We start from the raw sequence: 14,403 nt of genomic DNA, 5'->3' as shown, positions 1-14,403 counted from the left end.
AGGCATCTGAACCTTTCGAAAACATAGTGTTCAGATCCATTTAGTCGCACGTTCTTAACCTCTATGATGAAACGAACTCATGTATGGTCCGACTATGCTAACGAATCAGGGCATACTAGAATCTAATTCAGTTTCGTCTTTTTTGGCTGCAGGTTGAGCCTTGCTGCTGTTTTTTTCCTTATATCGTCCCTCTTCCATCTGAAGTCTGTTTTTGAAGTCAGTTTGATGTTTAACTCGCTCAATCTCTGTTTTCTCTGCATCGGTATGCCACCGAAACTTGTATAATGCACGTACCAGTCTGACTAACAAAGGCTTTACATTTTTGGGAGGATGGACTGTTAATAATTCGGACTTGGCTTCGGAAGCAAACTCACTAAATGCAGCTTCATATGCTTTAACCATCAAATCCCTCTTTTGTACATCTGTTGCACTCTTCATCTGACCCGGAATTTTTGTTATCTGATCTAACTTATCTGAAAAGCTAGACACTACTTCAATTGATTTATTTATGGCCTTCCAAGCATCAGTGTTAGATTCTTTTTTTGCCATAGCCTCCTGCACGGATAGTTCTATCTGAGCGTTATGAAAGAGTGCAGATAAATTATGCATTCTCCTTATTACTTCGTCCAAGGATTCTTCCCCGGGGAAATATTCCTCTAAAGATGAAATATCAGGAATTTTCCTTTCTTCCCTAAGGATAATTTCCTCTCTAAGTTGGAGCAGTGTGCTTCGCAGTTCTGCTGCCCCCTCCCTGTTATTGATTGCACTGGTTTTGATAGAGCCTATGAGGTCATATTCTTCTTTAAGTTTATTAAGTTCCCAATCTTTCACTACTATTTCATAATCACGCAATTTCAAGTATTTATCTTCTTTAGTAAGGGCGATAACAATTTTTTTGTCCGGATCGAGTTCGCGAATCTCTTTGACAGCCATTTTAGCCACCTCAAGTGAATGCGTATTTTCTCTATCGATGCAAACCACACAAATTTGCGATTGTTCGATATAGTGTTGTCGTAGGTATGGAACTACATGCTCGTATGAACCTGCGAAATCAAGCAATCTAAGTTTAGATCCATCTTCAATTGGGATGTCGTAGGTATCGATAGAAGACGTATGTAGATTCCCTGGTGAATCAGCACCCCGCAATGCATTACAAAGTGTTGTTTTACCAGAATGATTGGTTCCACAGATCATTAATTGGAAGGGAGGATTGTTATTTAATTGAACTTTTGTTTTTGCCATGATCGGTAAAACTCCCAATCCCTATCATCATTTATTCAGTATAGTCGATTGATAGGATCAGAATTGGTGTTATAACCGAAAATTTCATGTGAGCAAGCTATCGAGTTCCGCCAGCAAGCCCAAGCTTAATTGGATTCTTGAGAGAACGCGCAGGCGGGAATCTATCCATCAAATCAGTTTATTACTTTGTTTGTGAGATCGATTCCCGCCTGCGCGGGAATGCCATCAAAATAACAGACAAGGCTTCTATTTTGTCTGGAATCAACACGGCTTCGGGTAATTCAGGCCCATTTACTCGCAACGAGATAGGCCAGAAAACTGGTATCTGAAAGTATTTATTTAAATTTATAGATTAGATGTTTTTCAGGTATCCAAACCAATTTAAAAAGTGCAATAGATTATTTTTTCTGAACTGCAATTAACGTCCGATTTTAATGGGTGATTCGATAATATCCTAGTAATGGATGAATTAAATCCAAGCTTCGGAAATCGCCCCCTCCCTTTTGCGCCTCAAAGAAGATTATATTAGATTCAAAAAATATCTTTTATTTTTAAGATATTAATATAAAATATCGCGCAAATTGACAACGTTGCTACCAAACGTAGCAGATACAAGGCATTATTTTATGCATACAGATGACAGCACAAGCAAAAAATTTCCAGCGGAAGATTTTAAAAAATATTTACACCTATTTTTAATAGATATTATAAAATTATCCTCAGCTGATAATATCCAGACTTTTGAAGAACGTGAGGCTGGGTATACACATGCCATGTTGAATGCTTATAACTATGCTTTTAATGATCCTTTAACTGATGGACTTAGCCCTGAGATAATTTGTGGTATACATGCTCAAGCATTAGCTCATCAACCAAATGGTCATCCAGGACATCTTAAAAATTCACCCAATTTTTTTACTGTAGGCCTAGCTGAGTTAAGAACCCCTGATGGCCGGATAGCGCAAGCAATAAATCCAAATGGTTCACAACAAGGATTTGAAGAATTTTTAAAATTTTGGTTTGTTGATAAGCAAAATCCCTTTCATTACATTCACTTCAAGCCAACAAAGCCCTCAGGACAAGAACTATTTTTATATCCTTTTGACTCAAAACGAAAAAAAGGTCTTAGTGTAATTTTCCAGCAAAGGCAACTTTTGGGCGTGACCAGCAAAACAGAGGACTATTCCTCAAATGCTACAGGGTTCAACAAATTATTTGCATCACTCCTAACCAATACTGAATATAAGTGTTTCATTAACATTTTAGATAACAAGCTTTTACCTACATCTGGAAATCACCTATCGATTCAAAAATTAATGAAAAAAGAATTGAAGGACCTTTGTAATTCATATAACGAAGCAGTTAGTAAGGCAGGTACAAATGATGAACAAATACTACGAATCATTGTTCAGCATATAAAATCGTTCAATCAATTGCATCCATTTTCGGATGGCAATTGTCGAACTTTTTATATTTTACTTAACCGACTATTAGCCAAACATAATCTACCACTTTGTTTAATAATAGATCCAAATCGATTGGAGATGCTATCCACTGATGAAGCATTAGAAGTGGTCAAAAAAGGGCAACAAGATTATTTAGCTCTAATGAACAATGAAATACCTTCAATTGTAGATACTCTTAACTCTACTCAACTAGAAATAGCTGTTGACCCCATGGAATTACCAGCGCCCCCCCAGGCCATTGATTCATTTGTTGCAATTATTGAAGAAAATATTCTTTCTTTAAAATCCAATAATGACGATCAAAATTCTAAAATTGGAACACATATCGAGCCTCAGTTCTCTTTTTTACACCAATTGAATTCTGAGCAGCATCATCATGAGCGGTTAATGACTAAAGCAAAAAAATTATGTGGGGATAATGAACATTTTATGCCTTTATTAAATGCAATTGATAAAAAAGATTATTCATTGGCATTACGCAAAGCAAGTTCCATAGTAAATTTGCCTTTATTAAAATTAATATTAAGTTATCAAGAGAAATTAAAAATAGATGTTAATATACCATCCAGTAATGGTTATACAGCTTTGGATTGGGTTATGAAATCGAACTCACCTAAAAAGGATATCGAAGAAGCTACTGTTATGCTTCGTAAATTTGAGGCACTTAGCAGTGATGAAATAACCAGCAACCTATCAATAACTAAAGCCAATTTCTAGATTTCTATTTAAGTTGGTACTTCCATTTAAATGAAGCCGTGTGGACTAACATATTAGGCTGGGCACCTAATTTACTGCCCGGCCTTGTTTGCGTGTTTTTCTGCCTTCATTGAATGAGGTAATTGTTAGATATGTATTGGCTTTTGTAGAGCACGAATCAATTGATTAGCTAGATTCTCTAAGTTTTACCAAAGTCCATATAAAACCCGAACCAATTTGAGATGGGAGCGGTAATTTTAGAAAAAAAATTAACTGAGGGTATATTTTACTTGACCACCTCACTCAAAATGGTCCATGGTTAAATCAGGACCAATGGTGCCCTTTCAATTCATTTTTTATTGCTTATAGTGTTAAGTTTTAAGTGCACTTCCAAAACGTCTATTATTTTAGAATACGACTCTATGATTTGCTTATTGCTCCCCCCCCTCTCATGATATTGCTTTAGATTATATTGAGCTAATTCAAGAGCTGTTTGGCCTTCACTTTGTTCCGTGTCTTTATTTTTTAAATTTAAATCAGGATTATATTTAAGCAGTAAATCGACTCGTTCAAAATCCGCTTTATCAATAGCAAACATTAAAGGTGTATATCCAAATCTATCTTGAGCGTTTAGGATTTGCTCCAGATAATTTGTCCTATCAAAAAACAATGGGGTATTTGCTGATAGCTTTTTTACATAGTCAAGATAGTTTGCAATAGTGCTTAACTCGGCCTCTGAAACCAGGATATGAAGTAACCTGATATCGTTATAGCTAAGATAATTGATGCAATCGTTCCTTGTTGGATCATGAATGGTTTGCCACGTGGCATCTTTTTTAAGAGTTTCCTTAATTACTTCGACTATTACGGTATCAGCAAATATTGTTGATGAAAAAGCAATATACTGATCTATATCCTTTCTGACCAGAGCGTTATAAACCCATTCTGCAAGCTTTCTAGTATCAGTTGTTCCATCGATTAAGTAGTCCTTTTTTATATCCTCGCTGTCAGCAATGAACCATTTTTTGGTTGTCGTGTCATAACTAATGCTAATAGAATGCGTAGTAGTCCCCATTAAAAAGGAAATTGCAGGATTAGATAATTCTTTTTCCTTTGTTGGTTTTGTTGCTAAGGCATTGTGAATTCGTTCAAAGTAATCTAAAAATTCTGATTTATTATATAGACCAACCGATAATTTTTCGAGGCTACACTTTTTATACTCCGTTGGAGTGTACATTAAAGGATATACCAGCTCGGTTACTTGCCCAACAGGCTCTTTAAGAGCCCCTTCAAACAAAGCAGCAAACGACTCTGGAGCTTGATAAACCACAAGTTCTTGTGCAAATGAAATCAAATCGTTAAGGACAGGCAGATCATCTCTTACAAAAAAAGAAGGTTGTTGGCTGTTGGTCTGACTTTCAAGGGTCCTTACAATTTCTCGAATAAGATCCTGCATCTGCTCAGGAACGGTATCTAAAGTACTAATAGATGATGTTTTGTCTTTGATCTTAAGTAATTCTCTAATGAGTTCAATCCGCCGGTAAAAATCTGTTCTACCCTTCTCTCCTTGGCGCATGGCATTCATGAATAAGCTGGAAAATCCATTGCAGTGTCCAAAATCTGCCATTTGATCTGCCAAGTGAGTACCTGCAAACATATATTCCAGGAACTTTGTAAGTTCCTCATAAGTCAGTGCGATATCTTTTGCTTCAGCTTGGACCATGGTAATTATCTCAATCTGCACGCCCTAAATTAGGTATCAATATTGTGATTCAAATTTGGCGAACTGTTCTTCCAACGTCCATTGAAGTTTCGCCTTTGGGTTAGCATTTAAAAAATTCTGGCATGCAGGTGTTGGTTGTTCTGCATCTGATTCAATCGGAGTACACGCGTCGTTCATTGTCTTGTATTGAGAATTTTGCCAAAGATTTTCCCCAGGCAGGAATGCAAAATATAGGCTGTTTCGTGCTAATTTTTTTAGAGTGAGATAAGAAAGTTTTTGCTCTTCAACAGCACGCTCAAATTGACGCGTTAAAGGCTCACGGCTTATCCCTTCATCATCAGTTGATAAAGCTACAGGCACACCATGTTTTAAATATGAAGCCAAGGGATGATCGCTCCCTTTGATGCCTAAAATATAATCGTTACTACTTAAATTGACTTCGACCATCACTTCTTTTTGTGCCATTTTATTTATTAATTCAGATGCATGGTGTTCATATTCAATATCAACACCATGTCCAATTCGTTCTGCAGAAGCAGTTTCTACTGCTTCATAAATATGAAATGTAAGTCCCTCTGGTGCTACTAACTGAGGATTAAGCTCACCAGCATGTAGCGAAATATGGACATCAGGATAGAGTTGATGCAAAAAAGCCACCATTTGCATATGTAATCGATAATCCCGCATTGCTATTGTCCCATCTTCTGTTTGAACCAAATTAATGCCTACAATACGTGAATCCTGGGAAGCAGATTCAAATCCCGCGAGTAATTGTGCAAAAACCATCTCAGGAGGTTGTTCTCTACGAACTTGATACAAATAACGAACCGTGATTTGACAACCTGCTTGTTCATTATCAGTGCCACAGTGTTGTAATGCATTCTTTTTAGCTTCGTCCTTGTCCAAATTATGGGAAATATGAGTCACTACTTGGTCAAAATTAGCACTTAACAATTGATTGCGCAGACTTTCTAAATTAGCATCCCACCCCAGTCGTTTTCCGAGCTCGCTGGCTTCATTCCCATCTGGGGTAGTCATGATTTCTAAATAGAGTTCGTTTTGGACAGCCGCACGCTCAGTCATTTCTGCTAAAATTTCCCCTCCATGCATTTTGGTAATGAGACTAAATTTTCCAAACGCATTAAAAAAATGATCATGTCCTGATTCATTTTTCATTGTATCAAAATGGCACATCGACCATGCGTCAATCAACGAATGGTATAATTTTTTATTCAGTATAGCGGTCACTAAATAATCTTCTGCATTGCATGAAGGATTGATAGAAACAGACAAATTGTTTGTATCAATACATAAACTATCCATCTCAGCATAATGAATTAGATTTTCAGCAAATGATGAGCCGCTCTGATGCATATGCAAATCCCCTCCTTTAGGCATATTAGTTAAAAATTTTCTCAATATACTGGGGGTTGTTTTAATGGAGTCAAAATAAGCTTGGGTATTTTCTTCAGGACTTGCGTACGCATGGATTTGAATTAATAATAAACAGCACAAACAAAGAAACTTACTCATATTAGGAACAATTTGATTAAAATGCTTCCTATTCTTGCATGATAAAATCATTTGGTCAAATAAATTTGTTTGTAAAAAGAAACAGAAAAAATACCCTGGGGTTACTGCACAGTCGGACTTGTCCACTAGTAGCTATATTCCTGCAATAATTCTTCATGAAGTTTTTTTTGTTAACTAAAGTTGATTTATGTTGGAACCTTGTTACAAAACTAACTTCAGTGCGATGGTAGCTCGCATTTTAGGTAGTTGATGCGCTACATAAGACTCACAAATGAAATATGAATTACAACAAAATTTATCTCTATAAGGTCAATTCCAAAATTTTTCTTCTGCTCTCCATTTCTGTTGTTTTTGTTAAAACGGCGTTTCTGAAGAATTCCCATCTCTTTCTCGCGACCATTCTTTGTTGTTCAATCGCATTTAATTCTTTGGTAAATTGTTCCATATTTATAGTTGGCTGCGTAGCATCAACTTTTACAAATCTAAGATTCGCATTTTTTGCCATTCCACCATCTAAATCAACTTTGTCACCAACATAAGCAACAGGTTTGTCTTGCACATGGTATTTTTTGCAAAACTCATGAAACATCGTTGCATTGGGTTTGGCTGGTAACTTATCGCCTTTATGGATATATCCATCGATATCCACTCCATAAAATTCCTTAATCTTGGGAACCTTGCTCTCAAAGGTTGAACCATCCGTAATAATACCGATTCTATATTTAGCTCTTAGGGCTAAGAAATCTTCTTTAGACATTTTTGGTGAAAATGGTTCTGCATTTTTACGTTCCTGGTAGGATTGGGTAATATCTTCGCAAGAAATTTGAACTTCCCGATTAAATTGTTTGATGAACGTTAAGAGCATTTCTTGATATTGATATTTTCCATTATTTTTCAGTGTATTACGTGTTGATTTAATTGTTTCAATTGGTATTTCTTTGCCAGAATATGTTTTAATAATATCTTGAAATATAGTAAACGTATTATCGCTTAAATGATGTAACGTATCATCAAAATCAAATAATAACCAAGGAAGATTCATCCTTTTGTTGGCTTGTTTTTGAATATCCTGTCCCTCTTCATCTGATAATACAATTTGTTTCTGATAGGGTACCGTGTATCTGTTTTTTTCTATTGCAATCAATAACTCGCTCTCAAAATTTGCAAATTCTACTTTGGGCTTTTCAAATTCTTCCATTAAACTATTTTTTTGATTTTCAAAAAGTGAATGATTGATCACTTCTGATGCATCATATTTTTTAAGCAACTGTTCAAATCTTGATTTAAATTCTTTATTGGTTGAATCGCACAAAATTGAGATTAATATCATGCCCTCAATATTAGTCAAAGTATCAATACTTAATCCAACAATTTTTAGTATTTCATTTAAGACGGGGAGATCGTCTACCCCATTAGGCAACAAACTAATGAGAAATTCTTTAACATCTGACTGGATATTTAAAAAAAGGGCATTTTTATGTGCTGTTATCGATACGATACCAAGCACCTTGGCGTCATTATTCATCGCTTCAGAAGCGGCACAATATATCGCTGCGCCAGCTTGAATATGATCATCAACAATAATTAATTTCTCTTTTGGATTTATTTTGTCGTCAAAATTTCTCGATTGGTAAAGCATTAATGGCTGTTGTGCAATTCGATGGATGCCATATGACTCCGCACGTGATGTGCGCTGTTTTAACGCAAAAACTCTATCTAATTCTACATTCCAGTGTTCTTTATTTTGAGCAATCTTATTTCTTAATTCTGTAAGTAATAAAGCGCTAAATTCCGTAGTTAATCGATTTTTACTCGCATCAGGCGCAGAAAGATCTCTTTCCATTGTAGCTAAATGAATAATTTCGCCTTCACTCGGACATGAATTTTTTATTATCTGAAATAACTGCATGACCATCTTTTGCAAATAGGTATCTGTTTTACTCTCCTTCAATTTAACTTTTAATACACGTTCCAAATATTGATTTGCTTTATCTTTCAGAATGAAAAAAAGCGCTTCATTTTGCATGATGGATACAGGCGACATTTGCTGTGGTTTTCCGAGTAGGGTAATGCTGTCGCTAGCAAGCTTAGTGATTCTGGTCGTAGGTTGTTTGTTATTATATGCAAACATTTTGCCTTTTTTTGTAAATAATTGCAGCCTGGAAAGAGTCTTTTCTTCTTCTGTCATACTGAAATGATTTTCTGGTTGAGAAAGCTCTTCCGAAGTAGCCGCAACGATAATTGGTATCTTGGCCTCTATGTCATTTAACTTGGCGAATAGAATGCGTCTTTGATGAAAAATATTTTCTTTTGGCATTTAAAAATCTTGATTTATCATATTCTTATAATAAGATTCATCTTATAACAATGCCATTGCCCACTCAATAACTTTATATATCTCTTAAAAGTTCAACTAATACATTGATTGAATTAGCAAGCGCTATTTGTTCCTCTACAGTTAAAACCTGAAGATTATCGTTCAGTCTATTATGCAAAAGATAAGGAGCAGCAGAAACAAACTCTTTCCCTTTTTCTGTAATATCGATATAAATAATACGACGGTCCTGAATATCACGTGTTCGATTAACAAATTGCTTTTCTTCCAGTCGGTCAATTACCCCTACAATAGTGCTCATTGATAAATAAATTTTCTTTGAAAGAGCAGATATGGTCATTTTTCCATTTTCATAAATTTCATACAAACAGACTATTTGCGGCACAGTTAAACCATAGCATTTGTTTAATCTTCTGGAATGATAATCCATCTGCTGCATAATTTTTCGTAAGGCAAGAATGATGCTTTTGGAACGCTGTTCTGACTGTTGAGCAGCTGTTATTTTGTCGTCAAGGGATTTTTTCTCGATATCAATCATGGATGATTCTTTACCTATTAACGGTTGCAATGAACTTATATACCCATTACTATGACAAATACTTTGTATACAAATAATATCAATAGATATAAATATTTAAGGGCATTAACTATTGTATCCAAGTATTCAATATAACTATAGAAGCATCCTCAAAAATAATATTGAAATTTATTTTCAATACGCAAATCACTTTAGTCATTCTCAAGTATTATCAACAAAGGGAGGATTATCGAATGGATAATCAAATTAACAAACTCTTAAAATCAACCAGAAATTCCTCGCAATTGACCTGCGCTCCTATAGAAGAAGAAATTTATTTTAACAGTAATGGAGTATTAACATTAGGAGTAGAAATTGAGCTCCAACTCATTGACTCGAAAAATTACAATTTATGCTCAAGAGCAACTGATGTGCTTAATGCCACATCCCATCTCGAAAAAATTAAGCAAGAATTTTATTTAAGTACTATAGAAGTAACTACAGATAAATGTATTACTACCCAGGAAATTGAAGATGATCTTTATAAAACACTCGACTCATTACAACGAGCAACAAAGGATTTAGGGATTTTGTTTTCCACAACCGGCTCTCACCCTTTCTCTAAATACTCCGATTGGGTCGTCTCTCCTACAACTCGTTATCAAGAGCTAATTGATCGTAATCAATGGCTTACCCGGCGTATGAGCGTATATGGCTTACATGTTCACATTGGCATGTCCAATGGTGAAGACTGTATTCGTTTTAACAATTTTTTTATGTATTTTTTACCTCATTTATTAGCGCTGTCTTCAAGCTCTCCATTCTGGCAAGGAATAGATACAGGTCTTGCTTCTTATCGACCAACTACTTATGAAGCGCTACCCACTGCAGGACAACCCTATCATGTTCGAACATGGCAAGATTTTGAGCTTCTATATAAATCATTGATATTATGCGGTTCGATCAAATCACTTAAAGACTTATGGTGGGATTTAAGACCAAGTCCTGGTTTTGGAACATTAGAAATTCGTGTTTGTGATGGAGCAGCCACTTTATCAGAGACGCTTGCTTTAGTTGCCTTGATTCATACACTTGCCCATTGGTTTGCTGATAATGGAAGTTGGCTTGAATCAGTCGCCTATCCTCCTTATTGGCTTTCTCGTGAAAACAAATGGAGAGCTATTCGTTATGGTTTGGATGCTGAATTAGTCATCAATACTGAAGGTAAAACCAAATTGATGCGCGAAGACATCCATGAATGGTTTGAAAAATTAAAGCCATACATTAAAAAATTGGACTATCAAAATTATTTTTCAACTCTTAAAGTGATTATGGATTCAGGGACAAGTTCTGAACGACAACGCAAAGTATTTGCTCACAATCATTGCCTTAAAGATATTGTGAAACACAACGTCAGTGAGTTCTTACTGCAAACCCCTCTATACAGACGCGAATCTGTTATTACAGTCCCTTGATGGGAACCACTGTTTAATAAAAATACTCGAGGAAGACAATAATGAAACAAGTAACTTATACATCAAAAAAATTGGGTAATGTACGTATTAAAAGCGAATCGAATCATTACTCAATTTATTCGAACAGGTTGGAGGCCAGATCCCTTAATCAAGATGAAGAGAGTTTTTTAACTGATAAATATATTCATCTTTTAGAGAATCCTGAAAATATAAAGATGTTTGGTGAAGGTAAAACTTGGGAACCTTCTGCTGTAAAAGAGTTCATAAAAGACGAAACGAAACGTTGGAACTCTGGTAACAAATTCTCAGTGCTTTCAATTTATCATGCAACTACTCAAGAATTTATTGGTTTTCTCCAAGTAAAACATTCTTTAGACGATTTCTCCAAGGTAGGAGCCGGGCATCAAAATGTCGGAGAAATTGCTTATATTATTGAACAGGCTTTTTGGGGAAAAGGTTATGGAACTGAAATCGCAATCCTAGGGAAAAAGTTTATTAAATACATTATTTCTGAAAGTGAGCATGAATCCTTAGAGCAGAACATTAAAGAAATCGTTGCTACTGTTCACCCTTCAAATGAAGGTTCAAAAAGAATCTTACAGAAAACACTGAAACATCAGGAGCAGGAAGAATTTACCAAGTTCGGTGGCCAACCCCGTTTATTATTTTTTAAACCATTAAAAACCTGCATTCCCCAAATAGATGAATCTAGCGTTTTAGCTGCGAATTTGTAAAAAAAGGTAGCTATGTGTGATGTTACTGGTACATTTACATTCTAAAATCTAAAGGTTCCTTTTTTATTTCCAATAGCAAACATAGGTCGGGCTACAATTAAGCCCGACAAATCTTTTTCGCCAAAATATCCATCTGCGACGTTATTCGCACAAGCCCAGCCTAAAGATATTTTTCCCAAACGAATACCTCATGAATCAGATAACTACCGTTAAAGTGATTGATTAACGCGATGAGAAAAATGCCATGAAAACCAAAAGTTATAGCGTTTGCTATAATTAAAATATTATTGTTAAAAGGCAACAAAATAACTACGTATGAAATTTAATAGCGAAGAAGAAGAAAAACTTGCTACTTTTATGTTTCAGCTTCTTGATAAATTATTGAGCCCCAACCTGGTTTGCAATGAGATCGGAGTCATATTATTTGCAAACAAATCATATAAAGAATTAGGAACTGATAAGCCAGAAGATAAACCTTTTTGGAACGTGTATCCACTACAAAGTACCGTACCCGATTATTTTAAACAAGCTGTTGAACAAAGAGTTGAAACTCGTTCAGAAATAGCCGTTGCAGAGAGAACATTCATTGTTCGCGTTATTCCGGTAAGTAATATCCTGGTTAATGAATCAATTTACATGATACATTTTGAAGACATCACATCACATCACAAATTGATCTTAATAAGCAATTAAAAATCGACAAGAGATTATTACAACAATCTTTTTTAGATACAATTTTAGCTTTTTCTGACTTTGTAGAGTCTCGAGACTCTTATACTGCAGGGCATCAAAAACGTGTGGCGTTGCTTTCACTGAACATTGCTACTAGAGCAAATATTACTAATCCACATTGTTTAAGCGCGATATATTATGGAGCTCTCATACATGATATTGGAAAGATCGCAATTCCTATGGAGTATTTAGTTACACCAAGACGATTGACTATGAATGAATACGAAATAATGAAAACACATGTTGCAGTAGGTAATAAAATAATTGAGCACATGGATTTTCCTTGGGATATCAAATCAGTAGTGTTCCAACATCATGAGCGCATGGATGGGTCTGGCTATCCTAATGGGCTCAAAGGTGATGAAATCACCATACCAGCGCGCATCGTGGCTATTGCGGATGTATATGAAGCAATGTCAACAAATAGGCCTTATCGAAATGTGATATCACAAGAAACCATATTAAAACATCTAGAAGAAGGTAAGGGAACATTGTTTGATGCCAATTACGTTGATTGTTTGTACCAATGCCTTACTGAACTAAGAGATATTTATGAAATGAATCCCAATTTTAGACCGTTTGATCCTTTCATTAGCTAATACTGCTTGGAATATTATGTCCTGTAATTTATGGCCAACTTAATCAAAATAAAGATAATTATTATTTTTTCTTCTTTGACAATATTTCTTTTGAGACAACTCGCTCCTCAGAGCTATGCATAATTTAGCAGCATAGCTCTTTGAGAATTGAGTTCAAGATTATTTGAATTGAAATCCAGATTGTTCTAACTGCTCTAATTTCTCCTGCATATCTTCACCTAATAATGTTTTAGTTGCAGGTGTATTCAGTTGGGGGGTCTTAAGAACATTGAATAATGAGTACTGCAATAAAGAAGGTACATTGTCGGTTAGACCATAATCTCTTAAACAATCCGTTCGTTCTTGTATTTTTTTTGATTTAAAAGCAGCAACGACATCAGGTTGTGGCGTATCCCTCTTATTCCATAATCCCGTATCAAAATCTAAATAGGTTTCTAATCCTTCTGATGAGAGATGAATTATGATGTTCCGTTTTAGATAAGGTAATACAGCAGTATGGGTTACAAATGTACCTTGCAAATTCAGTTCAGTTAGATTTGATTCGGGGCCTAACAGAATAGGTAAACATTCATCTACTAAATCAGTTCCACTCAGATCAAGACTGGTCAGAGAGGTAACCGCTGCAAGCTCTTCTAATCTATTGTAATCCCAACCATCAGTTTTGAAACATTTAACCTCAGGATGTACATTTAAATAGGAAATGACATCCCCGATGAAGTCTCCTTGATATCCCCCTGTAAAGTGTATATACCTCAGGTCTAGTGTCTGTGTCTCTGGATCATATAATTCAGGAGCACCAAAATCTATTGTATCGGTATTAATTTCTAAATAGGAACTATCATCAAGGTCATAGCAATCTCCTTCTTCATTATATCTAAACCAAATTCGATTATTAATACCTTCAAATTTATCACGCATGGAATACCTCATATTTAAGTTATTGTAAGAAACTATTCTGATGGAATAGTTTTCCTTAAAATGAGATAAAATAGGGGTCAGAATAGATAGAAATGAGTTCTATTTATTAACGTGTTATCTCTTTGAATAAAAGATTACAAGCAAAATTTTTGCTTGTGTCCCTACTTTTATCTCAAAGACTAACCCGTTTAATACTTAAAACTAGAATTACATCAGTTCTCAATCTATCCTAATAGAGAAGATAAGTCTTTCTTTTAGCAAATCCTCAGAGCTCGAATAAGATAAAGATTTAGCCAAATAGATTTATTTGTGCTCTTATTTTATTTTAATTATACAGAAATGTCAATACAGTTTCTATTTATATGGCCCTACGTAACTCCCCACGTCATCCCGAACCCGAGCGCAGCGAGGGTGAGGGATCTCCTGCGGTGTA

At 35.4% G+C, this 14,403-nt stretch carries 11 protein-coding genes; 5 read left to right on the top strand and 6 right to left on the bottom strand.

Translation table 11 applies throughout. The features are described 5' to 3' along the window. Positions 1-105: 105 nt before the first annotated feature. A complete protein-coding gene (locus BW930_RS13440) occupies positions 106-1,242 on the bottom strand; it encodes a GTPase domain-containing protein (protein ID WP_058469239.1) in 1,137 nt (378 codons plus the stop codon). Between the two features lie 626 nt (positions 1,243-1,868). Here BW930_RS13440 and BW930_RS13435 point away from each other — a divergent pair. After that, positions 1,869-3,425 (top strand): Fic family protein, encoded by a 1,557-nt coding sequence (locus BW930_RS13435; protein WP_058469238.1) that lies wholly within the window; start codon positions 1,869-1,871, stop codon positions 3,423-3,425. 328 nt (positions 3,426-3,753) lie between these two features. Here BW930_RS13435 and BW930_RS13430 read toward each other — a convergent pair whose 3' ends face one another. The 4 genes from BW930_RS13430 to BW930_RS13415 form a co-directional block, all read right to left on the bottom strand. Next, positions 3,754-5,127, bottom strand: coding sequence for an ankyrin repeat domain-containing protein (locus BW930_RS13430; RefSeq protein WP_058469237.1), 1,374 nt, complete (start codon positions 5,125-5,127; stop codon positions 3,754-3,756). A 36-nt stretch (positions 5,128-5,163) separates the two neighbouring features. Then, positions 5,164-6,660, bottom strand: coding sequence for an adenosine deaminase family protein (locus BW930_RS13425; protein ID WP_058469236.1), 1,497 nt, complete (start codon positions 6,658-6,660; stop codon positions 5,164-5,166). 301 nt (positions 6,661-6,961) lie between these two features. Beyond that, positions 6,962-8,977 carry an HAD family hydrolase gene (locus tag BW930_RS13420; RefSeq protein ID WP_058469235.1) on the bottom strand — a complete coding sequence of 672 codons (2,016 nt, stop codon included), beginning with the start codon at positions 8,975-8,977 and terminating at the stop codon, positions 6,962-6,964. Between the two features lie 73 nt (positions 8,978-9,050). Continuing rightward, on the bottom strand, positions 9,051-9,533 hold the full coding sequence (locus BW930_RS13415) for a MarR family winged helix-turn-helix transcriptional regulator (protein ID WP_058469234.1): 483 nt from the start codon (positions 9,531-9,533) through the stop codon (positions 9,051-9,053). A gap of 233 nt (positions 9,534-9,766) precedes the next feature. Between BW930_RS13415 and BW930_RS13410 the strand changes: the two genes are divergently transcribed. From BW930_RS13410 to BW930_RS13395, 4 genes are all read left to right on the top strand, one after another. Next, a complete protein-coding gene (locus BW930_RS13410; protein ID WP_058469233.1) occupies positions 9,767-10,987 on the top strand; it encodes a carboxylate-amine ligase in 1,221 nt (406 codons plus the stop codon). Between the two features lie 41 nt (positions 10,988-11,028). Next, the gene (locus BW930_RS13405; protein WP_058469232.1) at positions 11,029-11,721 is read left to right on the top strand and encodes a GNAT family N-acetyltransferase; all 693 of its coding nucleotides are present in this window, start codon (positions 11,029-11,031) and stop codon (positions 11,719-11,721) included. Positions 11,722-12,036: 315 nt separating this feature from the next. Beyond that, positions 12,037-12,414, top strand: a complete 378-nt coding sequence (locus tag BW930_RS13400; RefSeq protein ID WP_058469231.1) for a nitrogen regulation protein NR(II) — start codon at positions 12,037-12,039, stop codon at positions 12,412-12,414. Beyond that, positions 12,381-13,052 (top strand): HD domain-containing phosphohydrolase, encoded by a 672-nt coding sequence (locus BW930_RS13395; RefSeq protein WP_082647088.1) that lies wholly within the window; start codon positions 12,381-12,383, stop codon positions 13,050-13,052. Before BW930_RS13400 ends, BW930_RS13395 begins: the two co-directional genes overlap by 34 nt. 159 nt (positions 13,053-13,211) lie before the next feature. Here BW930_RS13395 and BW930_RS13390 read toward each other — a convergent pair whose 3' ends face one another. Continuing rightward, positions 13,212-13,970, bottom strand: coding sequence for a hypothetical protein (locus BW930_RS13390; protein WP_058469229.1), 759 nt, complete (start codon positions 13,968-13,970; stop codon positions 13,212-13,214). Positions 13,971-14,403: the final 433 nt, after the last annotated feature.

It is taken from the genome of Fluoribacter gormanii, from assembly GCF_900156395.1.
Classification (GTDB): Bacteria; Pseudomonadota; Gammaproteobacteria; order Legionellales; family Legionellaceae; genus Legionella; species Legionella gormanii.
This window is presented reverse-complemented; position numbering and strand designations above follow the sequence as displayed.